This is a genomic window from Lactococcus sp. EKM203L, assembly GCF_011800585.1.
Taxonomy (GTDB): domain Bacteria; phylum Bacillota; class Bacilli; order Lactobacillales; family Streptococcaceae; genus Lactococcus; species Lactococcus lactis.
Map to the genome: position 1 here is coordinate 1 of NZ_JAALEQ010000002.1, position 22,764 is coordinate 22,764.

Here is a 22,764-nt window from a genome sequence, read left to right on the forward strand (position 1 = left end):
AACTATTATATTCTATCAAACCTACCTAAACTTGTCAAGAATTAACTGTGACTTTTATACCTTTTTTTATCTTACGTCCGGAAAATCCCACGGTTGTCATGTTTTATCATGTATACTTTTTATAACTTATATTCATAATTGGATCGATTTTTCACTTATTATGATAAATCCATGAACTAAATCTCACTCAAAATTTGAATTAATAATAAAAAAATAAGTACCAGTAATTACTGACACTTATTTTTTTATCATTATTATATGAAATTATTTTACTTTTGCTGTTGTTGCAATAACTTCTACTGCTTTTTTCATTGCAATATCATGTTTAAGCATATCAACCGGAAGAAGTTTTTCAACTTGTTCAACAGGCATGTTGTATTGACCAGCAAGATCTTCAATTTCTGCTTTAACTTCTTCATCTGAAGTTGTAAAGTTTTCAGCAGCAGCAATTGCTTCGATTACCAAGTTTGTACGCACGCGTTTGTCAGCGTCTGCTTCATATTGTTTATGAAGATCATCTTCAGAAGTTCCAGTAATTTGGAAGTACATTTCTGGAGAGATTCCTTGTTGTTGCATTCCACCAAGAAATTCGTTCATAGCGCGATGAACTTCTTCGTGAATCATTTCTTCTGGAATTTCTTTGATTTCAGCATTGGCAACAGCAGCTTCGATTGCAGCAGTTTCTACAGCATCATCATAAGCTTCTGCTTTTGATTCTTCAAGTTCTTTACGGAATTTAGCTTTAAGCTCATCCAAAGTTTCAACTTCTTCGTCAATATCTTTAGCAAGTTCATCATCAAGTTCTGGTAATTCTTTTGCTTTTACTTCATTAACAGTTGTAACAAAGAGTGCTTCTTTACCAGCAAGTTCTTCAGCTTGATAGTTTTCTGGGAATGTAACTTTAACTTCTACAGTTTCACCAGCTTTAGTTCCAACAAGTTGTTCTTCAAATCCTGGAATGAATTGACCTGAACCAAGTTCAAGACTGTGATTAGAACCTTTTCCACCTTCAAATTCAACACCATCAACTGAACCAACGAAGTCAATAACAACAGTATCACCATTTTCAGCAGCAGTTTCTTTTACTACAAGTTCAGCTAAATTGTTTTGAGAGTTAGTCAAGCGTGTTTCAACTTCTTCGTCAGAAACTTCTTTTGTTGCTTCTACTTCAACTGTAAGGTCTTTATAGTCACCAAGTGAAACTGTTGGTTTTACAACAACTTCTGCAGTCAATTCCCAGTCAGAACCTTTTTCCATTTTTGCAACATCAATTTTTGGTTGTGCAACTGGTTCGATACCAGCTTCTTTTACAGCTGCATCATAAGCAGTTGGAAGAACAGCGTTTAAAGCTTCTTCAAAAAGTGCTTCTTCACCGTACATTTTATTAAACATTTGACGGCTGATTTTACCTTTACGGAAACCAGGAACGCTAATGTTAGCTTTTACTTTATTAAAGGCTTTGTCAAGCCCAGTTTTAATTGTTTCTTGGTCAATTGAAAATGAGAGTGTACCTTTAGTATCACTAGTTTTTTCAAAACTTACAGTCATTTTTTTCTCCTTATTTTGAGCCTGAGCTCAGAAATTCATACCTTTCAAGAATAGCATAAAATCCGCTATATTTCAAGAAAGACTAGCTTTTTTGACTTATAAAATGTAATTTCTTAGCAAAATAAAAGGCCTGATTCTTCCGAATCAAGTCTTTTATTATTTTGCAGGGCTAAGTTTATCCATAACTTCTTTCCATAAATTATGGTTGAAAACGTTGGAAGGATTTCCTCCACCTAGAAAACCATAACCAACCATAAGTCCTAAAACGGCGGCAAGAACTAGTAGAACTATAACAAAAATAATAATAGAGAGTCTTAGTCCTAAAAATTTTATGGTTTTCTTAAACATTAGCCTTCTCCTTCTCCTTCTCCGTCTTCGTCTTCTACACGAATAATATCAGCTCCCAGAGCTTTTAATTTTTCATGGAATTTATAGTAGCCTCGGTCTAAATGACTTAATCTTCTAACAGTTGTTTGCCCTTTGGCAACCAATCCCAAAAGAATCAATGCGGCACTTGCACGTAAATCTGTTGATTTTACCGCAGCACCTTGTAAATTTGAATTTCCTTGAATAAGCGCTGTATTTCTAGTAATGTCAACTTCCAATCCCATACGACGCATTTCTTCCAAATGTTGGAAACGATTTTCAAATACTGTCTCTACCATCACTGATTCTCCCACGGCAACGGCCTGAGCAGCTGTCATTTGTGATTGCATATCTGTAGGAAATCCTGGGTGTGGTAAAGTCTTAACGCTTGTTGCTTTTAGTTTTTCAGGCCCAACAACTCGAAGTCCAGATTCTTCTTGGGTAAAATTAACACCCATTTCGCTAAGTTTTGAAATCAATGGACGGTTATGTTCAGCAATCGCATCTTTGATTAAAACATCACCTTGTGTCATTGCGGCCGCAACCATGAAAGTTCCTGCTTCAATTCGGTCTTGAACAACTGAATGGTTTGCCCCATGCATTTTTTCAACACCTTTAATAATAATTGTATCTGTTCCGGCCCCCTTGACATTTGCTCCCATTTTATTTAGGAGGTTTGCTAAGTCAACAATTTCTGGTTCACGTGCTGCATTTTCAAGTGTTGTTGTCCCGTCAGCTAGTGTTGCAGCAAGAATAAGATTTTGAGTAGCTCCTACTGATGGAAAGTCAAGATAAATATGAGCTCCTTTTAATTTATCAGCCTTAGCTTCAATATAACCAGCATTTTGAGTGATTGTTGCTCCCATTTGTTCAAAACCGCGTAAATGTAAATCAATTGGTCGAGATCCAATGGAACATCCACCTGGCATTGATACACGTGCTTGTCCGTTGCGGGCTAAGATTGGTCCCATAACAACGATTGAGGCACGCATTTTGCTGACATACTCATATGGTGCAGTTGTTTTTATTTCTGAATTTGATTTAGCAATAATTTTCTTTGCTTCTTGGTCAAAGCTAATCGCAGTTCCAAGATGATTTACCAAATTATTCATCATAAAAACGTCGCTTAAAATAGGGACATTAGTAAGTACAACTTCACCCTCACTAGCGAGTAATGTTGCTGCAAGAAGAGGAAGAACGGCGTTCTTTGCTCCTTCAATTTCAACTTCACCTTGAAGTTTTGTTTGCCCACCTTTTACAATTATTTTATCCATCATTTAAATCCTATTTTTCCTCTAAATTTTATTTTATATTTTTAGATTATAACACAAAAGTACCTTCCATTTTTCTGAAATATTTCACTCTGTTTATTTTTTGATGTATTTTTGTATTTCAGAAATTAAGTATGAGGGGGCAGTGAATACTCGCTCTCTACAGTTAAAATGGGGACTTTCACCCGATATGTTCAATGTAACATAGCCAATTCTTTCAGCAATAATACTTCCGGCTGCATAATCCCAAGGTTGAAGATTACTGAAATAGCCAATTATCTTTCCTTCCAGAAGCTGACCATAGCTGATACCTGCACTGCCAATGATACGAACCCCTAAAGTTTGATGGCTTAAATCTAACAAGCCTCCACTATTAGATCTATACATGTAACTATTCACTCCAAGTAAACTTTGAGCCAAAGGTCTTTCTTTGAGTTCCAATTCTTTTTGATTACAAAAGGCTTTGTGGCTATCACACCAATAAAGTTTATCCTTCATTACATCTAGTATCAGACCAAATTTACCAACACCATACTCATAATAAGCAAGCATCACGGCAAAATTATCTTTTTGAACAATAAAATTTGTTGTTCCATCAATGGGGTCTAAGACCCAGAGATGCGGAATTTCTGAATCGAACTTTATTTTTTCTTCGTCTTCTTCGGCTAAAATTTTATCTTCCGGGAAATGATGGAGAATATTGGCTACTATTTGTTCTTGGACTTCTTTGTCAAAATTTGTCACTAAGTCATCATAGCGAGTCTTTTCAGTAATTTCCAACGGAGCAGCTATATTTTCTTTTAAGAAATTTCCAGCATCTCTTACCCAATCTTTAGCTAATTCAAGCCTTGTCAGCACTGACAAATCGTTTTCCACTAGCTTTTACCTCCTTGACTGCATGATAAAGTGAGTAACCACTGCTTAGTTCAAAATCACGTCCAAGCTGTTTTTCTTGCATTTTTGAGGGAACAATCTTTTTGAAAGCATTATAGGATTCTAAAAAAACTTCTTTTTCAACTTTGCTTTCATAAAATTTTTCAACTTGATTGAAAAAAGAGAGCACTTCTGTCATTTCAGTAGTACTCCAACTTAAATCAAGAGGATAATTATAATTTTCTTTCATGTTTCTCCTGCCCGTTCAGGCTAAAAAATCTATAAAATTCAGCAAAAATTTACTGACAGAATTGTTGTCAGTAAATTTTGCTGCCTAAATCTTAATCTATTGTACTTAACATTTCTGCTCGACGATATTCACGTGGCAAAAATGCACGAATTTCATCCTCGTTAAAGCCAATTTGTAGGTGTTTTGAGTCAGTAATAATTGGACGTCTTAATAGATTTGGAAATTCTGTTACCAAGTCTAATAATTCATTAATAGTCAAATTATCAACATCCACAGCCAATTTTTGAAAAACTTTTGACCGTGTCGAAATAATATCTTCTGTTCCATTTTCCGTTTTCGTCAAGATATGACGCAAATCGTTTGTTGTCATCGGTTGTGTCAAAATGTTGTGCTCTACAAAGGGAACCTTATGGCTTTGCAACCAAGCGCGCGCTTTACGGCAACTGGTACATGATGGCGACAAATATAAATCAATCACAGTCCTATTTCCCATCCTTTTAAAATTATCAGTAAGTTTATTTTTCTCCTCATTGGATAAAAACTAATTTACATCTGCTAAGTATTATATCAAAATTAATATCGCAAAAAAAGTGACGTTATGATTTTTAGTAATTATTTTCTTCTAAAAATTACGAAATCACTCATTCATTTCTTCAAAAGTTTCTTGTAAATCTTCAAAATCAAGCAAATAAACTTCATAATTAGTGTTTTGTTTCATTTTTTCAACCATATATTTTAATTTTGTCTCATTTTCTTCATCGTAAAAAACAAAAGCTCCCTCGGTATTTTCCAGTATAAAATCATTGTACTGCCGGAATTGGCTTGGACTTTCATAAGTTTCAAAAGCATATTTCACAAAATCTACTTGCTTGAAAGCTGCCAACTTAACTTGATTACTTTCGTTCCAATTTTGGCCATGTGTTTCAAAAGAAAAAATTGTCCCAATTTGAAAGTCATAATCTGTCTGAAGTTCCTTTGCTACTTCCAACGCCCAGTATTCAAAACCCAAATTACCTGTAAAAATAATCCAACGAAGGCCTTCCTCCAAAAAATTAATTAATTTTCTTCTAATTGTTTTTTTTATTATTGATACTTTTATGTCTTTTTCATTGAAAATACCTAGGTCAAAACTTGTATAACCCATGATTAGTAGTGAATTCATAAATATTTTCCCCTTGTAAAATTTATGTTATAATAGACATTATATAACTAACTGAGAATTTTATAAAGGTAGAAAACAGAATGGTTAATTATCCTAATGGAAGGTCGCAAGCTTACAGCACTGTTCCTAAGAAAAAAAAATCACTGACAGAGCTGTCAGTAACTAAAAAAAGCACCTCAAAAACCAAAGGGATGGTTGCCTTCGGGAAGCGGGGAATGAATTTTGAAGCTGAAATTAATGCAACAAATGAGTATTATCTTTCTCGTGGACTTGCAGTTATCCACAAAAAGCCAACACCAATTCAAATCGTTAAAGTAGATTATCCACAAAGGAGTCGTGCAAAAATTACAGAAGCTTACTTCAGGCAAGCATCTACTACTGACTACTCTGGAGTCTATAAAGGTCACTACATCGACTTTGAAGCAAAGGAAACACAGCAAAAAACTGTTTTCCCTCTAAAAAATTTCCATGAGCATCAAATTGTTCACATGAGTAATGTTCTCGCTCAAGGGGGAATTGCTTTTGTCCTCTTGCACTTTGCAAGGTTAAATGAAACATATCTTCTTCCATCTTCGTGTTTGATTACTTTTTATTACGAAAAAGGCGGTTTAAAGTCAATTCCGCTTTCTCATATTCGCGAAAATGGCTATAAAATTGAAACGAACCACATTCCTAGAATTCCTTATCTAGAAATTGTGAATAAACTTTGAGAGGTACAGTAAAATTTCTACTAAATCTAAGAAAAATAAACAAAAAAAACGTACGAAACGCGGTTCCGCCAAATCTAAAATGTGGACGGCAGTAAAATTATTTTTAATTGCTTTCTTTTCTTTAATTATCCTAGCCTTAGCCGCTGGGGGCGCCGTTTTCGTTTATTATGCTAAGGATGCACCTGCACTCACTTTGGACAAACTTGAATCTAAACCTTCTACTAAAGTTTATGACTCTAGCGAAAAAGTGGTGGCAACTTTAGGAGCTGAACAAAGAAATCTGGTTAAAACTGATAATATTCCAGTAATGTTGGTTAATGCGGTTACTTCTATTGAAGACCATCGTTTCTTCAATACTCGTGGAATTGACCCCATTCGGATTGCTGGAGCTTTTGTTAATAATTTAAAAGGTGGTTCTTTAAACGGTGGTTCTACACTTGATATGCAGCTCATTAAGCTTTCATTCTTCTCAACCGATGAATCAGACCAAACTTTGAGTGTTAAAATTCAAGAAGCTTGGATGGCCTTAAAATTAGACCAAAAATGGACCAAGGAGCAAATTTTTACAGCTTATGTTAATAAGGTTAATATGGCAAATGGTTATTATGGAATGGGAACTGCTTCCCAAGCCTATTATGGCAAAGATTTAACTCAGCTTTCAATCGCTCAACTTGCCCTACTTGCTGGAATGCCTCAAGCTCCTAATACTTATAATCCATATACTAACCCTACTTCTGCTAAATGGCGCCGTGATATGGTTATCCGTGCAATGCGTCGTTACGATAAAATTACAGCTGAAGAAGAAAAGAAAGCACTGGCTACCCCAATTGATGATGGACTTCAACCTTTAAAACAAAGTATAACTATTCCAAGTTATGCTGATAATTTCCTCAAACAGGCAATTGCTCAAGCTAAAACTTTGGCTGGAGATGATATTTTGACTGAGGGAGCTAAAATTTATACTACTCTTGATACAACAGCCCAACAAAATCTATATAATATTGTTAACACTGGCAACTATATCACTTATCCAGATGATACAATGCAAGTTGCTTCAACTGTTACTGATGTCAAAACAGGTGCTGTAATTGCACAAATTGGTGGTCGTAATCAACCAAGCAATGTTACTTTTGGCTTTAACCAAGCCGTGCAAACAGACCGAGATTGGGGTTCGACCATGAAGCCAATTGTCGACTACGGTCCAGCTTTTGAAAATAATATTTATACTTCAACTAATAATTATGTTTCCGATTCCCCAACTACTTATCCAAATGGAACGCCTTTAAAAAACTGGGATAATACTTATTTTGGTTCAATGACTGTCAAAAGTGCCTTAGCACTTTCACGTAACATCCCAGCTGTTAAAACTTTAATCAATGTTGGACTAGATAATTCTAGCAAATTTGTTAATGGTCTAGGAATTACTTTAGATCCTCTGGAATACTCTAATGCCATCTCTAGTAACTCTAAAAATGGTGGAGCAAGTTCTGAAAAAATGGCTGCTGCTTATGCTGCCTTCTCAAATGGTGGGATTTACACTAAACCTTATTATGTTTCCAAAGTTGTCTTCCCCGATGGTCGTACAGTTGAATACAAACCGGTCCGCTCACGAGCAATGCAAGCCTCAACCGCTTATATCATGACCAATATTCTTCAAAGTGTTTTAACATTGCCACTTTCTGAATCTGTTGGTTCTTACGCTGCTGTTCCCGGCTTAGCAGCCGCTGGTAAAACTGGTACATCTAACTATACAGATAGTGAAATGGATCAAATCACTGAGAAATACGGTTCCCTTCCAGGTATGGTTTCTCCAGACGAAAACTTTGTTGGTTATACTCCTCAGTATTCAATGGCTGTTTGGACCGGTTATTCAAATCGAATGACGCCAATTTATGGTACAAGTACTCAGATTGCAACCAAAGTTTTCTCATCTATGATGACTCAACTTACTCCTGATCCTTCATCTGTTGCGACATGGACAATGCCTGAGGGTGTTAGTCAAGAAGGAACTGCTCTTGTTAAAACAGATAGTTCTGGTCAAACAATAAGTCAATCCTCCGCTAATGGTAGTTAAATGAAAATTGAAAAAATTGTTAATAAAATTGCTCAGGAGAATACATATCTCCTGAGCAATTCTACTTCACATCTCATTATTGATCCTGGAAGTGATTCGTCAGCACTTCTTGAACGTCTTAAAATTACTGACAAAACAATCTCCGCTATTTTACTGACACACGCTCATTTCGACCACATTATAGGGCTGAATGAACTAAGGAAACATTTTCCTGATGTTCCTATTTATCTTCATTCAGCTGAAAAAGAATGGATGAAAAATCCTAAATTAAATGCATCATTCTTTTTCCTAGGAACTGCTGTGACTGGCCCTGAAGCTGATTATTTTTATGAAATTAATCAGTTTTACGATATTGATGCTTTCAAGTTTCAAGTGCTCGAAACGCCGGGACATTCTATTGGTGGAGTAAGTCTGCTTTTTAAATTGGAAAATGAGTCTTTTGTATTTAGTGGAGACGCACTTTTTAAGAATGCTATAGGACGCTGGGATTTACCTACTGGAAATCAAGCGCAACTTTTAAAATCAATTCGTGAGCAGCTCTTCACACTTGATGAAAATACTCAAGTCTTTCCTGGTCATGGTCCCAAAACAAGTATTGGTACTGAAAAACAAAATAATCCTTTTTTCCAATAAAAAAAAAGTTACTGATTCTATTGTCAGTAACTTTTTTATTTAGATTCTAATTGTTTGTCCTGGATGAATCATGTCATTAATTCCAAATCCATTGAGGGCTGCTAATTGGTCAGCTGTCATACCATTTGCTGTGGCAATTGAATAAATGCTGTCACCATTTTGAATTGTATAACTGTTTAAAGTCGTTGTGTTTGAAGTTGTTGCACTAGTACTTACAGTTACTTGCAATACTTGTCCTACTTGAAGCATTGAATTAACATCATAAATTCCATTGGCTGACATCAGTGATGAAACAGTCATTCCATATTGTTCCGCAATCGAATATAAACTATCTCCTGATTTGACGGTATAAGTAGAACTTGACGATACATTGGAAGTTGTATTGGTACTTGTTGTAGTTGTGCTAGCACCAGCAACTTGCAAAACTTCTCCTACATGAATATCGTTCGCATTTTCTAAACTATTTGCTGACACAAGTGCATCAACAGTTGTACCATATTGAGCAGCGATTGCTGATAATGAATCACCCTCTTGTACTTTGTATGTGCCAGCTGAATTTGTTGAGGCTGATGAACTAGTTGTAACAGCAGTTCCTCCTGATATTTCTCCTCCTTGGTCATAAACACTTAAACCAAGTTCAGAAATCACGCTATTCAATTTAGAAGCATAAGTTGGATCCGTGGCATAACGTCCTTCAAGCCAAGCTGTCGCATCTAAGTAAGAACTTGTATTTTCACGCCAAGCCCCAGAATAATATGATGAAGCACGTAACATTTTAGCTTGGGCAACACATGCGTCATAAACTGAGCTATAAGCTTGGAAGGGTTCAACAACATTTGTCATTGTTCCATTCAAATACTCTTGTGTTGGTAGATAAACAGGTGTACCAGAAGTGTATTTAACTCCAAAAATATTATTATAATTGCTTGCTAAGGCACTTTGTCCACCACTTGATTCTAAAATCCCTTGGGCAATCATTACTGATGGATAAAGTCCGTAGTCATTTGCCACTGGTACCGCAGCGTTAATAATTTCTTGAACAGATGCAGCTTGTGCTTTAATCCCACCAAGACTTGCCAAAGCAACAATTGACGCACCAAGCGCTAATTTATGTTTCTGTTTCATCGAGTCTCCTCTTTAATATTAGATAATTTTTTGACTAAAATATGCCAATTGTATTTTTATTGTTACTTACTAGTATAAAAATTTTCTGGCGATTTGTAAAGTCTTTTCTTTATTATTTTTTAAATTTCACATCATAAATTTTTTTTAGAGCCATGATTATAATATTAGGAGGCAAATCTTTTTATTTGAGCTATAATAAAGTAAAAGGAGCGAAAAAATGACTAAAATTTATGATAACATTACTGAATTAATAGGACAAACTCCAATTGTTAAACTTCAACATGTTCCAGCAGAGAGTGCTGATGTCTATGTCAAACTTGAAGCTTTCAATCCTGGTGGTTCTGTGAAAGACCGGATTGCCCTTGCAATGATTCGGGCGGCTGAGGCCGACGGACGTTTAAAACCTGGTGGAACAATCGTTGAACCGACTTCTGGAAATACAGGAATTGGACTCGCCTTCGTTGGCTCTGCTTTGGGTTACAAAGTTGTCATTGTCATGCCAGAGTCATTCTCACTTGAACGTCGCAAATTGATTCAAGCTTACGGGGCTCAATTAGTTTTAACACCCGCTAGTGGTGGAATGAAAGCAGCAATTGCTAAGGCAAAAGAACTCTCAGAAACAGAAGGTTATTTTCTTGCCATGCAATTTGAAAATCCCGCAAATCCTGAAATTCATGAAAAAACAACAGGAGCTGAGATTATTGATGCTTTTGGGCCAACTGGACTTGATGCCTTTGTGGCAGGTGCAGGGACTGGTGGAACGATAACAGGAGTTTCGCATGCCCTCAAAAAAGCAAATCCAACTATCAAAACTTATGTTGTCGAAGCTGATGAATCTGCTATTCTCTCGGGTGAGGCTGCTGGCCCACATAAAATCCAAGGTATTTCTGCTGGTTTTATTCCTGGGAATCTTGACACTAAATCTTATGATGAAATCATTCGGGTCAAAGGAGATGATGCCATTTTAACGGCTCGTCATCTTGGAGGAAAAGAAGGATTTTTAGTTGGAATTTCTTCGGGCGCAGCCATTTATGCTGCCCTTGAAGTAGCTAAAAAATTAGGTAAGGGTAAAAAAGTGTTAGCGATTGCTCCTGATAATGGAGAACGCTACTTATCAACGGCTCTTTATGATTTTGAGTCTGAAAAATAAATAATTTTCACTGACAGAAAGTAAAAAAGTTACTGACAGAAATTTGAGAAGATAAATCAGCTAAAAAGGTTGACAAAATTTTCTGATTTTCCTGTCAGTATTTTTTATCTAAAATCCAAACAACATATTTTTATATTTCACTATTTTAGGGTAAAGTTATTTTGGGAGCGCTTTGCTCTTGGAAAATTTTAATAAGGAAAAAACAATTTCATGAATAAATCAAAAATTTTTGCTTTCTCTGCAATTTCACTTTCTGCTGCCCTTTTACTGACAGCCTGTGGACATTCTGTCAGTAAATCTGAAGATTCCGCTCAAGAAGCCAAATACAGCTTTGCAAGCAATATTTTAACCCTTGACACTAGCATGGCTGCTGACGTCAATTCCATTGATGTTCTTCTCAATGTTGATGCTGGACTTGTCCGTTGGAATCCCAAAGCGCAAGTTGTCAACGATTTGGCAAAATCAATTGACATTTCAAAAGATGGCAAAACTTATAATGTAACTTTGCGTGACGGTTTAAAGTGGTCAAACGGTGCTAAATTAAGAGCTGCTGATTTTGTTTATGGTTGGCAAAGAACCGTTGACCCAAAAACTGGTTCACAATACGCATATGCCTTAACACCTGTTGCTAATGCCAGCGAAATAATGACTGGTAAAAAACCAGTTGATACCCTTGGAATTAAAGCTGAATCTGATACAAAATTAGTCATCACTTTGGCAACACCTACTTCTTACTTCAATAAATTGCTGACACTCCCAGCTTATTATCCTGTCAATGAAGCTTTCGTTAAAAAAATGGGAAATAAATATGGAACAAGTTCAGACACCAGTCTTTATAATGGTGCTTTCAAATTTGTCAAAGGAAAAAATAATTGGACTGGTTCAAATGAAACTTTTTCAATTGTAAAAAATGATCAATTCTATGACGCCAAAAATGTTAAGCTTTCTGGAGCAACTTATCAAATTGTAAATAATCCTAACACCTCTGTTAATCTTTTCAAATCTGGAAAACTTGATGTCGCTAATTTGGCCACTCCGGAATTAGTTTCTGCAAATAAGAAAAATAAAGATTATAAAGCACTAACTTCACCAAGAATTGATGTTTTAGAATACAATCAATCTGGTAAAGTTCCCGAACTTTCAAACTTAAAAATTCGTCAAGCTTTAAACTTAGCGACAAATAGAAAAAACTTGTTAGAAATTGCGGCGCCAAGTTTTTCAATTACGAATACAGTGACTCCTAAAAAATTAGATCAAGCACCAAATGGAGAAGATTTCGCAACTTACGCTGCCCAACCTTATAAATATGATGCCACAAAAGCCGCTGAACTTTTTAAAGAAGGTCTAAAAGAATTAGGAAAAACATCAATTACTCTTGAACTTGAAGGAGCAAATGACAATTCCTTTGCCAAGGCAGCGGTTGACTATCTTAAAGGCAATCTCGAAAAAGATTTACCAGGTTTAACCATTAATGAGAAACTCGTTTCTTCAGCTCAACGTCAAAAAGATGCTCAAAATAATAATTTCCAAATTCTGCTGACAAGTTGGGGTGCAGATTACAATGAACCCTCTGATTTCTTGATGAATTTTGTATCAGGAAGTACAATGAATCATGGATTAGTCAAAAACCCTAACTTTGATAAAGCCTATCAAGCAGCGACTACAGCTCCTGACGTTCTGTCAGCTGATAAACGTTATGCTCATTATAAAGATGCTGAGAATGCACTATATGAGGCCGCTAATGTCAATCCCTTAGCCACTGAATCTGTTTCTTTATTATTAAATCCAAAACTTAAAGGAATTTCAACTTATAACTCAGCCATGATTTTTGATTTACGTCATGCTGAAATCGCTAAATAATAAAAAAATTTACTGACAGATTTTTGTCAGTAAATTTTTTTATTCTGTCAGTAAATTTTAAACTTCACGACGAACATGTCCTGGCTCAAAAAGTTGTCCCCAAGCCATTGTCCCTAAAACTTTCTTATTGATGACCTGATTTAAACGACTAATGCTCACTCCATCAGTACTTGTTGAGTCATGTAGAATAAATCCTCCGCCAAGATAGATAGCCGCATGTTGCTCATCCTCACTTGCATCGTCAGCTGTAATTAATAAATCACCACGCGCCTTATCTGACCAATCTTCAGCCTCGCCAGTTTGAGCTAGCAAAGAGGTTGAAGCCGCAAATTGATAAACCAAAGATTGACCGCCTAACCGAAACATTTGAGCAATAAAACTCGAACAATCAAATTCATTGGCAGCTACCGAATCATCAGTGCGCCCTCCACCATAAACATATGGACTTTTCCCAACCAGTTTCATTCCTGATGAAATTGTTTTTTCAATCACTGAATTATCAGATTTCAATTGGCTGGCCACCGCTTCATAAGCTTTAACCACATCATCTTTACCCGTTTTTTTTGTGAAATAGTAATAATAACCATTAATTTTTTGTAATCCATAAACCATTTTTCCCGTTTGTGGACTGAAATAAACCGTTCCACCATCCAAAGTCATCAAACCTGTCTTCATCACACCTGTTGTTGAATCAAAATAATAATTATTCCCATTAATTTTTTGAAGACCCGTTAATTTTTTTGAACCAGAGTAAGCATAAGTCTCATTTGATTTATTAACCAATTTAATCGTTGAAGCCTGAACATCTTTACTATGATATATTTTAAAGCTAACAAAGAAAATTAGAAATGCTAATAAAGCTAGAATAAGTACTTTCCCTTGTTTACTCATTTTTTTAGAGCCATTTTTTTTATAATCTCTTGTTCTTTTTTCCATATCTAGTTATACCACTCCAAGTTTAATGATAACTTAATAAGAACAATTTAAGATTTGGATAAGAAAAGTGGTTTGAAATTATCTTCAAATCACTTTTATAAAATATTTAACCACTTACTTTTTCTAATTCTTGATAAATTTGTCGAAAAACAGTCAAAAATTGTTCAACTTCAGCCATATTATTTTTTGAATCAAGAGAAATCCTGACCGCACTTGTTGCTAATTTTGAAGGGACATTCATCGCAACTAAAGTTCCAGCCGCCGCATTTTTCTTTGAAGAACAAGCTGAGGTTGTCGAAATATAGATTTCATGTTGTTCAAAAGCGTGAACAACGACCTCACCTCTAACCCCACGAATCCCAAAGGTCAAAATGTTAGGAGCAAAATTCTCCACTTTACTAAAAACATGAACTTTTCGATGCTTTTCTAACTCTTCTAAAATCACCTGCTTCATTGCTCGTACTTTTTGACGTTTAAAGTCATCATCATCTAAAGCTAAACGAAGGGCTTTAGAAGTCGCAGCAATTCCAGCTAAATTTTCTGTAGTCGAACGCCAATTATGCTCTTGACCTCCCCCATGTAAAAGCGGAGTCAGTCTTTTCCCTTTTTTTGCAACAACAATTCCCACACCACGTGGCCCATGAAATTTATGAGCAGATAAAACCGCGAAATCTACCCGCTCTGTCAACCAAGCCTCTAATGGAATTTTACCAATGGCCTGTACTGCATCTACATGAAAAGAAATTGTTGGCTTATCAGCAAGTAGGTCAGAAATTTCGCCAATCGGTTGAATAGTTCCAACCTCATTATTGACTGCCATGATTGAAATCAAAATCGTTTCATCTCTAATCAATTTTTCAAGCTCAGAAACAATAACAAAACCATCCCCATCAACAGGTGCAAAATCAACTTCAAAACCTTGCGTTTTTAACCATTCTGCTGTATTTTTTACAGCTGGATGCTCTACATTAGAAACAATGATGTGATTACCATAAGGACGCTTTTCAAAAGCGACACCCTTTAAAATCCAATTATCTCCTTCAGTCCCTCCACTTGTAAAAAATATTTCTTGTGAATCGACTCCCAACAGTTCAGCAATTTGTCGTCTTGAAGCCTCTAATAATCTCGTCGCTGTTGTCCCCAAACCATGTAGACTTGACGGATTTCCCATAATTTTTGTTGCAACATCTGTATAAGTTCGTAAAACCATTGGATTAACTGCTGTCGTAGCAGAATTATCAAAATATATCATTTTTTATCCTTAATATTTAAAAATCAATCTTATTTTAACACAAAAAATACCGAAAAGTTTGACTAAAATATAAGAATGATGATTAAATTACCATAAAAAACTTTTGACATTCGCTATTTCTGTCTATTAAATCTTTTGACAATTTTCCGATTTCTGACGATTGAATAAAGATATACCAAAATAAAAATGAGCAACCAAGTAATAGTAAAACTCCAAATATGATGTTGCCACGAGCTATCAAAAAGCCAAGTATTAACTAATAAGTAACCCCAAGCCAGCAAATAACTTGCTAAAGCTTGACTAACAAATTCAAGCAAGGCAATTGTGACATATTCATCTATCAATTTAGACATGGCCCCCTGAACAAAACCATAAACAAGAATTAGAGTCATTGATTCAAAATCAATTTCTCCACCAAAATACAAAGTAAGCAAGACTCCACATACTATAGCAATGAAGGCACCTTTGAGTCCCGAAATTACATATTTCATTTTTTAGCTCCTTCTTCTAACTTCTTGTTGATATTTGCCAAGTATCTACGACTGACAGGCAACTTTTCATCTCCGAGATAAAGCAATACTCCGTAAACAAAGTCTGTTTCCAAGCGCCTTATTTGTTCAAAATTAACCAGAGTATTTCTTGATATTTTAATAAAATTCAAAGCCAATTTTTTCTCATAAAAATAGAGAGGAGATCTTACTCTTATCACTCCATCCGTCATATGGAAATCTAGATAATTTTTTTCTGATTTTAAATATAAAATTTCTCTGATATTAACAATCTCAAAACCTTTATTTGTTGCCAAATAGAGTTTTTCGTTATCTATAGAAGACAAATCTTCTAAATGATATTCTTTTACAATAGCCGAAAATTCTTCTTGCCTTCGAGCAACAATGACAATTTCCGTTTCTTCTATATTAGGGTCAATTTGTTTTTTTAATTTCACTTTTTCATTATATAAATAAATACTCACTTAAACAATTATTTAACTGACAAAAGCTAAAGTATTTAGGCCTTTCTTCGATAAACTAATAGGGCTAAGAGACAAATCAATCCGACACTTAAAGATATTCTTGACCAATTTGGAACGACTGTATAGTTGGAAGTTAATGTATGGTTTAAATCAGAAAGTAACTGAGTGAGGAAAAAATTGTCAGCAATCTTACGAATTCCTCCTGAAAGTTGTGCTAACGGAATCATCATTCCTGAAAAGAAGAAGGAAAGAAACATCAGAGGCATAGCAATCGCACTTGCTGTTGCCGTGTTTTTAGCAAGAAGTCCAATAATCATTGCTAATAAACAAAATGGAATTGAATATAAATAAAGTTTTAGATAAAAAAGAATTAATAAACTCAACTTAGGAAACTCATAATCATAAGCATAATGAGCAACTACTAGAATAACAAGCGTTGAGCAAAAGATAATAATCATAAAACTAACAATTTGTGCAATAATATAAAATAATTTTTTTATTCCTCTTTGGACAAATAATTGATAAATTTTTCCAGACTGATAGTCAGCAATTTGTACTGACAGTGAAGTCAAACTAGCTGATAGAACACTGTATAATAATATTGATGCAATATTATTTTCAATATAATGTGGTATGCTTTTTCCAAAACTTGATGAAAAAGCAAACATTAAAAATAAGGGAAAGATAAATACAAAGAAAATTTGTGAAGGATTCCGATAGCGTAAACGTAGTTCAAATGTAAAATATTTTAGAAATTTCATGATAATAGTTCCTCCAAGTTGATACGGTAAGTCTTTTGATATAAAACAAGTTCTTTATTGAATTTAATGATGGCTTGTTCAGCCAATTCCTTTGGTAATTTGTACTGTTTTTCTTTTAGTTTATAGGCTTCAAATTCTGGAACTTCTACTAAAAATTCAACAAAAGAAAATTCTTCTTGAATTAAATCTGATTTTTGTAAATCTGCAATAATTTTTCCATCTTTAAGAATGATAAATCGGTCGCATAATTGCAATGCTTCTTCTAAATAATGGGTTACCAAAAGTAAAGTTGAATTTTTTACTTTCAAATTTGAAGATAAAAATTTAAAAAGCTCTCCTCTGCTCTCACTGTCAAGACCCGTTGTAATTTCATCCAAAAAGAAATATTCAGGACTATTTTGTAGTGCAGATACCAAAAAGAGTTTTTGTTTTTGACCACCAGATAAATTTGAAAATCTTTGCTTTAAATAGGATTCCATTTTAAATTCTTTGACCAGTTTTAAGCCATATTCTTTAGATTGTTCATCATTTGAAAACAAAGCTAAAACTTCACTGACTAAAGCATCAGGAGGTAAGGTCATATTTTGCATGATATAACCAGTATTATTGGAAGTCGGTTTCATTTTGCCATATTCAATTTTTCCTGAAGAAGCCTTGACATTTCCATTAATAATATTCATTAATGTTGATTTTCCCGCACCATTATTACCTAATAAAGCAACCTTATCACCAGCTTTTAATTCAAAACTGATATCATTTAGCACTTGATTGTTACCATAGGATTTTTTTATATTTTTTATTTTCATATTGCTATTTTAACTCAATCTATCAAAAGTACTGACCAAAAGTCTGGGATAAATTAAGCAATTTTAGGGATAAAAAAATAAGAGTTTTTTCTCCTATTTTTTGGAATTTATATTATAAGCTTTACGGTATTGATTGGGAGCAAGTCCATAGCGCTTTTTAAAAGATTTTATAAAATAAGGAGTATTCATCATTCCAACGTCACGCGCAATTTCAGAGATTGCTTCATTTCCTTTAAGCAATCGTATTCTTGCTTGCTCAAGTCTTATTCTTGTTAGTTCTTGCTGTGGAGTTAGCCCTTTTATTTTTTTATAAATATGGCGAAGATAAGACGAAGAACCATGAAGTCTTTGTCCAAGCTCCTCAAGACTTAAGTCCTCATCATAATGATTTTTTAAAAGTAAATCAATCTCTTCTACCCAAACCTCATTTGGTATAATTTTATCCATTGGTCGACATCTTTTGCAAGGACGATAACCTTCTTCTAAGGCTTGCTCGGCTGCTTGAAAAATACTTACATTCTCTCTTTTTGGTAGTCTAGAGACGCAGGAAGGACGACAAAATATTTTGGTCGTTGCTACGCCATACCATAACTTATTATCAAAGTTTTTATCATTATTTTTAATGATTTCCCAAGTTTCGTCAGTAATTTCCAAATGAAAACTCCAATTATTTTTTTAAATGTGCTTGCTCAAGTCTCAAAAGAGCTTTTTTCTTCTCTAGTCCACCAGCGTATCCTGTCATGGAACCATCGATCCCCACAACTCGGTGACAAGGGATAATGATTGAAAGTGGATTATGTCCAACTGCTCCACCAACCGCCTGTGACATATTTCTTTTTTTCTCTTCATTAACCTGAAGGAGATTTGATATTTCTTTATAAGTAATTAGACTACCATAGGGGACATCACTTAATATTTTGAGTACTTTTTTTCTAAATTCCGTTACTTCTGGTTTCAATTTTATTTTTTTAAAATCAGGGTTGTCTCCTTTAAAATAAGCGTCCAACCATTCTATAGCATTAATAATTGGAAGACTCTTATCCTCTTTTGCCTGATTTAAATCATAATTGGCCGCAAAGTATTTTTGCTCTTTAAACCACACTCCTAATAAATAAGTTTCATCACTTAAAAGCGTTATTTCTCCTAAAGGTGACTGATAGTTTTTTTTAGCTAACATTTTCCCCTCCTCTTCGTTCCGACTTTTTTATATTCAATAGTATAACAAAAAAATAAGGCAGAAAACATCACTATTTGGCTTTTTCATTTTTTTGAATATCATTCTTGATAAATGATATAATATAAAAAAAGATTAAGGGTCTGACAATGAAAGTAATACTAAGAAAAGCACTCCCAGATGATTATGAGCAAATTGCTTTTGTTCACTATAAAGCCTGGTTAGAAACATACACTGGACTTCTCCCAGAAAGTTTCTTAAAAAACAGAACGCTTGAATCAAGCATTAATATTTTTAAAAATAATCTTTGTTCAAATGCAGTGGTTGCCATTGTTGAAGGCAAAATTATTGGTTTTTGCGGTTGGGGCCCTCTTCGGAATAATTCTTTTGAAGAAAACTTTGGTGAAATTCATGGAATATACTTACTTGACTCCTATAAAAAACATAAAATAGGTCGAAAAATGCTTGAATTCGCCTTAGAAGAACTTTCAACAGAGAATTATCCAAAAGTTGGTCTGTGGGTACTAAGTAGCAATGAAAATGCCATTCACTTTTACAAGAAACTTGGTTTTTCTGACACAGGAATTGTTAAGGAAGAAAATTTAGGGGAAATTATCACTGAATCTTTTTTTACAAAGGAAATCTAAAAAAGCATATCCCGGGATATGTTTTTTATTTTAATGACAGACAAGAAAAAAACACCGTAAAATTACGGTGTTTAATGCTTAATAGCTATAATTATTTAACTGCGTCTTTCAATGCTTTACCAGCTTTGAATGCAGGAACAACTGTAGCAGCGATTTTGATTGCTTCACCAGTTTGTGGGTTACGTCCTTCACGAGCTGCGCGTTCGCGAGTTTCGAAAGTACCAAAACCGATCAATTGAACTTTTTCACCTTTTGCAAGGAATTCAGTTACAACTTCACCAAAAGCATTAACTGCTTTTTCTGAATCTTTTTTAGTCAATCCTGTTTTTGCTGCAACTTCAGCGATAAGATCTTGTTTGTTAGCCATTTTAGAAATGTCCTCCATTTGTTTTTTACCTTAAACATAGGCAATTTTCATTTTAGCAAATCTTAGCCTAGTTTGCAAGTCAAAATGCCATTTTAATGCGTTTTTCAGGCTTTTTTCATGAAATCAAAGACAAAATTCCCTTTGGCTAAATCAATTTGATTCGCTTTAATATAAAGATTACCTGAGACATTTATTTTGGACAAATTAATGACCACTTGATTTTTCTTACTTTCAACTTGAACAAAGTCTGGCAAGTCGTATGCCTTAACAATTTGCAGAACTTCTGAAGTTGGTAAACTCAAACTTCCAGCAGAAATATTTTGGACAGATAGACTAATTGAACCATCTGAGAGTGCCAGAGGTTCAAAATAAATATAAAGTGGAATTTTGGTTCCAAAAAGTTTATAAGATGCCTCAAGAACTGCTTGTTGATTAGAAATATAAAACTTATAAGTCATTTCTTTAGTTTGATAAGTTTCTAAATAACTATTTATCAATTCATTAAGCTGCGAAGTTGTGCTCGTAATCTGAGCAACCTTTTGGTCTGAACTATTAGTTGATTTTTGATTGAGAACCGTTTGGTCTCTTGGGCTAGTCACGCGAATGGCAATAAACACAACTCCAGCTATATTCAGAGCCAAAAGAATAATAAAGAGCCATTTCCAAATAGGACGTTTTTTAAGACCTTCTTCTTTTTCAGTTTTTGGCTTAGTGGAATTTTTTGTTTTTGATTTTCTTGTTTGATTTTCGTTATTTTCCATTTTGCTTCTCTATTCTACAAGTTTCATTTCTTCTTTTACTTTAATCACTCTTGTGGCTGATTGACTGATTTTTTTAGCAAAGTCTGGGTCTGCTTTTACCTTTTGCAAAACTTCTGAGATCATTTCTGGAATTTGTGTAGGCTCATTTGCTAAAACAAGGTCATTTCCTGCTGACAATGCTAAAACTGCCCTTTGACCAGGCGTCCATGATTGTACTTGGACAGCATTTGATAAATCATCTGTAATAACCAAACCATCAAAGCCTAATTGTTTCCGTAGTAAACCATCAACCATTTTGGATGAAAAAGCACCGGGAAGATTAGGGTCAATTTTATCATAAATAGCGGTTGCGGTCATAATCGAAGGTGTCCCAGAAGAGATTAAATCTTTGAAAATTTGAACAGATTCGCTATTGGAATTCGTTTGGTCATCTCTAACACCTGCACTGATATCTGTATTGCCTGTCACCGCTCCAAGCCCTGGAAAATGTTTAGCAGTTGTCAAAACCTTGGCTGCTTTCATGCCTTCCGTAAATGCTTGAGCATGGCTTATGATACTTGCTTTATCATAAGCATATTGGCGACTCCAATAGCCAATTGGAGCATTTTGTGGAGCAAAGTCGGCAGATAAAACTTGGTCAGCAACTGGTGCTAAGTCAAAATTCACTCCAGCTGCGTAAAGTTCACTTCCCCAAGTTTGTGATTCCTTTTGTAATTTATCAGCTGTCCAACTTCCTTGAGTTAATCCATCAGGAATCTGTGGAAAACCCTGACCTTGGAGAACTTGAACATTTCCTCCCTCTTGGTCACAGGATATCAAGAGTTTGCGATTAGCCGGTGCTAAGCCTTGTAGTTTGTCAGTAATATCTTTCATTTCTGGGACACTGAGATTAGAGCGACCAGTCAAAATAATACTACCTACTTGATACTTTTCAATCGCATCAAAAGTTGCCTGATTATAGTTATTTGCTGGCATTCCTGTCATAAATAACTGACCAACTTTTTGTTCCAAAGTCATCTGCTCAATATTTTTATCCATATTTTTTGGGGAAGTTGAACTCCTTTTAGTTTCTGACAATTGACTTTTCTTTTTTGTTTTAGACGATTCTTGTTCGTTTAAATGTCCCGCCAAACCAAGAACTCCTGATAAAATTAATGCACAACCAAGAACAAGAGCTAGAAAAACAACTGGTTTTGCTTTTTTCTTTAAGCGCTTAGTCATTTTTGGTTGACCTCCTTATAACTTGCAAATACTGCATCAGCCATAAGTTGATAACCTACGTTATTTGGGTGGAAATGGTCTTCTGTATAAAGTAAGTTATTGGAAACTGCATCGGATGTACTGCCAGATTCAACCGCTTGTTTATCTCCTGAACCCTTATAAAGTAAGTCATTGATTGGAATAAAATAAGTGTTCTTTTCTTGACTTACAACGCCAGCAGTCGCTGTATTCCAGCTATCAATCACATTCTGCATGACTGTAAGCTCAGGAAAATTAAGATAAAAAGGATTGTAAATTCCGAGGACATAAATCTGCGCTTTGGGATTGTCTTCACGAATTTTATCTAATAATTTTTTCACTCGTGCTTGATAAAGTTCCCCTGGCTTAGTAAAATCTTTTTCTGTCATTGATGAGAGTTTGCTGACATTATCACGAATGACTTTTAAGACGTCATTTCCTCCAATGGTAATCGTAATGATATCAGCCTTTTTTAAGCCGTCAGTAATTTTTTTACTTTTCATCATACGATTATGGATTTGAGTACTTGTATCTCCAGCTTTCCCAAAATTTTGACTACTGACAGAGCTATCTGTCTTATTCTCAATATCTTTGGCAAATAAAGGGACAAAACCACCTTGTCCTGTGGCATCTCCAACTCCTTCTGTCAGTGAATCTCCTAAAGCTGCATAAGTCAGATTTTTTGCTGACAGAGTTGAAACTTTTTTGTCAGCTAAAAATCGGTCCCCTGCCTTTGGAAAAAGGAGCAAAAAGAAGCCCAAAATTAGCAAAATTGCCAGCAACAAGCCGGCAAATGTATGTATAAAATTTTTCATCATATTTTTAG

General features: G+C 34.9%; 26 protein-coding genes. 6 read left to right on the plus strand and 20 right to left on the minus strand.

Annotation, left to right across the window (positions count from 1 at the left end; genetic code table 11):
• Window positions 1-264: 264 nt before the first annotated feature.
• From tig to HFD15_RS03225, 7 genes are all read right to left on the minus strand, one after another.
• Window positions 265-1,548, minus strand: a complete 1,284-nt coding sequence (tig, locus tag HFD15_RS03195) for a trigger factor (RefSeq protein WP_033900528.1) — start codon at window positions 1,546-1,548, stop codon at window positions 265-267.
• A gap of 156 nt (window positions 1,549-1,704) precedes the next feature.
• Window positions 1,705-1,896 carry a DNA-directed RNA polymerase subunit beta gene (locus HFD15_RS03200; RefSeq protein WP_003131739.1) on the minus strand — a complete coding sequence of 64 codons (192 nt, stop codon included), beginning with the start codon at window positions 1,894-1,896 and terminating at the stop codon, window positions 1,705-1,707.
• Window positions 1,896-3,188 (minus strand): UDP-N-acetylglucosamine 1-carboxyvinyltransferase, encoded by a 1,293-nt coding sequence (gene murA, locus HFD15_RS03205; RefSeq protein ID WP_058208091.1) that lies wholly within the window; start codon window positions 3,186-3,188, stop codon window positions 1,896-1,898. The genes HFD15_RS03200 and murA overlap by 1 nt, the downstream gene beginning before the upstream one ends.
• A 93-nt stretch (window positions 3,189-3,281) precedes the next feature.
• Window positions 3,282-4,061: an inositol monophosphatase family protein gene (locus tag HFD15_RS03210; RefSeq protein ID WP_058208079.1), complete on the minus strand. Its 780-nt coding sequence runs from the start codon at window positions 4,059-4,061 to the stop codon at window positions 3,282-3,284.
• Window positions 4,027-4,308, minus strand: coding sequence for a UPF0223 family protein (locus HFD15_RS03215; protein ID WP_003131743.1), 282 nt, complete (start codon window positions 4,306-4,308; stop codon window positions 4,027-4,029). The genes HFD15_RS03210 and HFD15_RS03215 overlap by 35 nt, the downstream gene beginning before the upstream one ends.
• Window positions 4,309-4,399: 91 nt before the next feature.
• The gene (gene spx, locus HFD15_RS03220; protein WP_010905435.1) at window positions 4,400-4,786 is read right to left on the minus strand and encodes a transcriptional regulator Spx; all 387 of its coding nucleotides are present in this window, start codon (window positions 4,784-4,786) and stop codon (window positions 4,400-4,402) included.
• Window positions 4,787-4,945: 159 nt separating this feature from the next.
• Window positions 4,946-5,470 (minus strand): DUF1273 domain-containing protein, encoded by a 525-nt coding sequence (locus tag HFD15_RS03225; RefSeq protein WP_010905434.1) that lies wholly within the window; start codon window positions 5,468-5,470, stop codon window positions 4,946-4,948.
• Window positions 5,471-5,550: 80 nt separating this feature from the next.
• Here HFD15_RS03225 and recU point away from each other — a divergent pair, with 80 nt between their 5' ends.
• The 3 genes from recU (at window position 5,551) to HFD15_RS03240 (ending at window position 8,887) form a co-directional block, all read left to right on the plus strand.
• Complete coding sequence (gene recU / locus HFD15_RS03230; protein ID WP_167593330.1) at window positions 5,551-6,180, plus strand: Holliday junction resolvase RecU; 630 nt, start codon at window positions 5,551-5,553, stop codon at window positions 6,178-6,180.
• Between the two features lie 79 nt (window positions 6,181-6,259).
• A complete protein-coding gene (locus tag HFD15_RS03235; protein ID WP_058208081.1) occupies window positions 6,260-8,254 on the plus strand; it encodes a transglycosylase domain-containing protein in 1,995 nt (664 codons plus the stop codon).
• Window positions 8,255-8,887 (plus strand): MBL fold metallo-hydrolase, encoded by a 633-nt coding sequence (locus HFD15_RS03240; RefSeq protein WP_003131748.1) that lies wholly within the window; start codon window positions 8,255-8,257, stop codon window positions 8,885-8,887.
• Window positions 8,888-8,926: 39 nt separating this feature from the next.
• On the opposite strand, the gene HFD15_RS03245 is transcribed toward HFD15_RS03240, so the two are convergent.
• On the minus strand, window positions 8,927-10,012 hold the full coding sequence (locus HFD15_RS03245) for a LysM peptidoglycan-binding domain-containing protein (RefSeq protein ID WP_058208082.1): 1,086 nt from the start codon (window positions 10,010-10,012) through the stop codon (window positions 8,927-8,929).
• A 217-nt stretch (window positions 10,013-10,229) separates the two neighbouring features.
• Between HFD15_RS03245 and cysK the strand changes: the two genes are divergently transcribed.
• Window positions 10,230-11,162, plus strand: coding sequence for a cysteine synthase A (gene cysK / locus HFD15_RS03250; RefSeq protein WP_003131750.1), 933 nt, complete (start codon window positions 10,230-10,232; stop codon window positions 11,160-11,162).
• Between the two features lie 210 nt (window positions 11,163-11,372).
• Entirely contained in the window at window positions 11,373-13,022 is a 1,650-nt protein-coding gene (locus HFD15_RS03255; protein ID WP_167593329.1) for a peptide ABC transporter substrate-binding protein, read from the plus strand.
• Between the two features lie 57 nt (window positions 13,023-13,079).
• Here the strand turns inward: HFD15_RS03255 and HFD15_RS03260 are convergent, their stop codons facing one another.
• The 8 genes from HFD15_RS03260 to HFD15_RS03295 form a co-directional block, all read right to left on the minus strand.
• Entirely contained in the window at window positions 13,080-13,958 is an 879-nt protein-coding gene (locus HFD15_RS03260; protein ID WP_039114687.1) for a C40 family peptidase, read from the minus strand.
• A 106-nt stretch (window positions 13,959-14,064) separates the two neighbouring features.
• A complete protein-coding gene (locus HFD15_RS03265) occupies window positions 14,065-15,210 on the minus strand; it encodes a cysteine desulfurase family protein (RefSeq protein WP_167593328.1) in 1,146 nt (381 codons plus the stop codon).
• 113 nt (window positions 15,211-15,323) lie between these two features.
• Window positions 15,324-15,701, minus strand: a complete 378-nt coding sequence (locus HFD15_RS03270; protein WP_012897270.1) for a hypothetical protein — start codon at window positions 15,699-15,701, stop codon at window positions 15,324-15,326.
• Window positions 15,698-16,156 carry a LytTR family DNA-binding domain-containing protein gene (locus HFD15_RS03275; protein ID WP_058208084.1) on the minus strand — a complete coding sequence of 153 codons (459 nt, stop codon included), beginning with the start codon at window positions 16,154-16,156 and terminating at the stop codon, window positions 15,698-15,700. The genes HFD15_RS03270 and HFD15_RS03275 overlap by 4 nt, the downstream gene beginning before the upstream one ends.
• 62 nt (window positions 16,157-16,218) lie before the next feature.
• Complete coding sequence (locus HFD15_RS03280) at window positions 16,219-16,944, minus strand: ABC transporter permease (RefSeq protein WP_023163807.1); 726 nt, start codon at window positions 16,942-16,944, stop codon at window positions 16,219-16,221.
• Window positions 16,941-17,750, minus strand: coding sequence for an ABC transporter ATP-binding protein (locus HFD15_RS03285; protein ID WP_039114681.1), 810 nt, complete (start codon window positions 17,748-17,750; stop codon window positions 16,941-16,943). The genes HFD15_RS03280 and HFD15_RS03285 overlap by 4 nt, the downstream gene beginning before the upstream one ends.
• 93 nt (window positions 17,751-17,843) lie before the next feature.
• Complete coding sequence (locus tag HFD15_RS03290) at window positions 17,844-18,404, minus strand: bifunctional transcriptional activator/DNA repair enzyme AdaA (protein ID WP_003131759.1); 561 nt, start codon at window positions 18,402-18,404, stop codon at window positions 17,844-17,846.
• Window positions 18,405-18,417: 13 nt separating this feature from the next.
• Window positions 18,418-18,927 carry a methylated-DNA--[protein]-cysteine S-methyltransferase gene (locus tag HFD15_RS03295; protein WP_167593327.1) on the minus strand — a complete coding sequence of 170 codons (510 nt, stop codon included), beginning with the start codon at window positions 18,925-18,927 and terminating at the stop codon, window positions 18,418-18,420.
• A 146-nt stretch (window positions 18,928-19,073) separates the two neighbouring features.
• Between HFD15_RS03295 and HFD15_RS03300 the strand changes: the two genes are divergently transcribed.
• Window positions 19,074-19,571 carry a GNAT family N-acetyltransferase gene (locus tag HFD15_RS03300; RefSeq protein WP_058208085.1) on the plus strand — a complete coding sequence of 166 codons (498 nt, stop codon included), beginning with the start codon at window positions 19,074-19,076 and terminating at the stop codon, window positions 19,569-19,571.
• 91 nt (window positions 19,572-19,662) lie between these two features.
• Here HFD15_RS03300 and HFD15_RS03305 read toward each other — a convergent pair whose 3' ends face one another.
• From HFD15_RS03305 to HFD15_RS03320, 4 genes are all read right to left on the minus strand, one after another.
• Window positions 19,663-19,938 (minus strand): HU family DNA-binding protein, encoded by a 276-nt coding sequence (locus HFD15_RS03305; protein ID WP_010905402.1) that lies wholly within the window; start codon window positions 19,936-19,938, stop codon window positions 19,663-19,665.
• A 104-nt stretch (window positions 19,939-20,042) separates the two neighbouring features.
• On the minus strand, window positions 20,043-20,699 hold the full coding sequence (locus HFD15_RS03310; protein WP_010905401.1) for a YpmS family protein: 657 nt from the start codon (window positions 20,697-20,699) through the stop codon (window positions 20,043-20,045).
• 9 nt (window positions 20,700-20,708) lie between these two features.
• Window positions 20,709-21,920, minus strand: a complete 1,212-nt coding sequence (locus tag HFD15_RS03315; RefSeq protein ID WP_167593326.1) for a glycoside hydrolase family 3 N-terminal domain-containing protein — start codon at window positions 21,918-21,920, stop codon at window positions 20,709-20,711.
• Complete coding sequence (locus HFD15_RS03320) at window positions 21,917-22,756, minus strand: SGNH/GDSL hydrolase family protein (RefSeq protein ID WP_370519720.1); 840 nt, start codon at window positions 22,754-22,756, stop codon at window positions 21,917-21,919. Before HFD15_RS03320 ends, HFD15_RS03315 begins: the two co-directional genes overlap by 4 nt.
• Window positions 22,757-22,764 lie beyond the last annotated feature (8 nt).

Excerpts from the sequence above, each read along its gene's own strand:
- tig (WP_033900528.1), bottom strand. The coding sequence starts at position 1,548 with ATGACTGTAAGTTTTGAAAAAACTAGTGATACTAAAGGTACACTCTCA.
- HFD15_RS03200 (WP_003131739.1), bottom strand. The coding sequence starts at position 1,896 with ATGTTTAAGAAAACCATAAAATTTTTAGGACTAAGACTCTCTATTATT.
- murA (WP_058208091.1), bottom strand. The coding sequence starts at position 3,188 with ATGGATAAAATAATTGTAAAAGGTGGGCAAACAAAACTTCAAGGTGAA.
- HFD15_RS03215 (WP_003131743.1), bottom strand. The coding sequence starts at position 4,308 with ATGAAAGAAAATTATAATTATCCTCTTGATTTAAGTTGGAGTACTACT.
- HFD15_RS03225 (WP_010905434.1), bottom strand. The coding sequence starts at position 5,470 with ATGAATTCACTACTAATCATGGGTTATACAAGTTTTGACCTAGGTATT.
- recU (WP_167593330.1), top strand. The coding sequence starts at position 5,551 with ATGGTTAATTATCCTAATGGAAGGTCGCAAGCTTACAGCACTGTTCCT.
- HFD15_RS03235 (WP_058208081.1), top strand. The coding sequence starts at position 6,260 with ATGTGGACGGCAGTAAAATTATTTTTAATTGCTTTCTTTTCTTTAATT.
- HFD15_RS03240 (WP_003131748.1), top strand. The coding sequence starts at position 8,255 with ATGAAAATTGAAAAAATTGTTAATAAAATTGCTCAGGAGAATACATAT.
- HFD15_RS03245 (WP_058208082.1), bottom strand. The coding sequence starts at position 10,012 with ATGAAACAGAAACATAAATTAGCGCTTGGTGCGTCAATTGTTGCTTTG.
- cysK (WP_003131750.1), top strand. The coding sequence starts at position 10,230 with ATGACTAAAATTTATGATAACATTACTGAATTAATAGGACAAACTCCA.
- HFD15_RS03255 (WP_167593329.1), top strand. The coding sequence starts at position 11,373 with ATGAATAAATCAAAAATTTTTGCTTTCTCTGCAATTTCACTTTCTGCT.
- HFD15_RS03260 (WP_039114687.1), bottom strand. The coding sequence starts at position 13,958 with ATGGAAAAAAGAACAAGAGATTATAAAAAAAATGGCTCTAAAAAAATG.
- HFD15_RS03265 (WP_167593328.1), bottom strand. The coding sequence starts at position 15,210 with ATGATATATTTTGATAATTCTGCTACGACAGCAGTTAATCCAATGGTT.
- HFD15_RS03270 (WP_012897270.1), bottom strand. The coding sequence starts at position 15,701 with ATGAAATATGTAATTTCGGGACTCAAAGGTGCCTTCATTGCTATAGTA.
- HFD15_RS03280 (WP_023163807.1), bottom strand. The coding sequence starts at position 16,944 with ATGAAATTTCTAAAATATTTTACATTTGAACTACGTTTACGCTATCGG.
- HFD15_RS03285 (WP_039114681.1), bottom strand. The coding sequence starts at position 17,750 with ATGAAAATAAAAAATATAAAAAAATCCTATGGTAACAATCAAGTGCTA.
- HFD15_RS03295 (WP_167593327.1), bottom strand. The coding sequence starts at position 18,927 with ATGTTAGCTAAAAAAAACTATCAGTCACCTTTAGGAGAAATAACGCTT.
- HFD15_RS03300 (WP_058208085.1), top strand. The coding sequence starts at position 19,074 with ATGAAAGTAATACTAAGAAAAGCACTCCCAGATGATTATGAGCAAATT.
- HFD15_RS03305 (WP_010905402.1), bottom strand. The coding sequence starts at position 19,938 with ATGGCTAACAAACAAGATCTTATCGCTGAAGTTGCAGCAAAAACAGGA.
- HFD15_RS03310 (WP_010905401.1), bottom strand. The coding sequence starts at position 20,699 with ATGGAAAATAACGAAAATCAAACAAGAAAATCAAAAACAAAAAATTCC.
- HFD15_RS03315 (WP_167593326.1), bottom strand. The coding sequence starts at position 21,920 with ATGACTAAGCGCTTAAAGAAAAAAGCAAAACCAGTTGTTTTTCTAGCT.
- HFD15_RS03320 (WP_370519720.1), bottom strand. The coding sequence starts at position 22,756 with ATGATGAAAAATTTTATACATACATTTGCCGGCTTGTTGCTGGCAATT.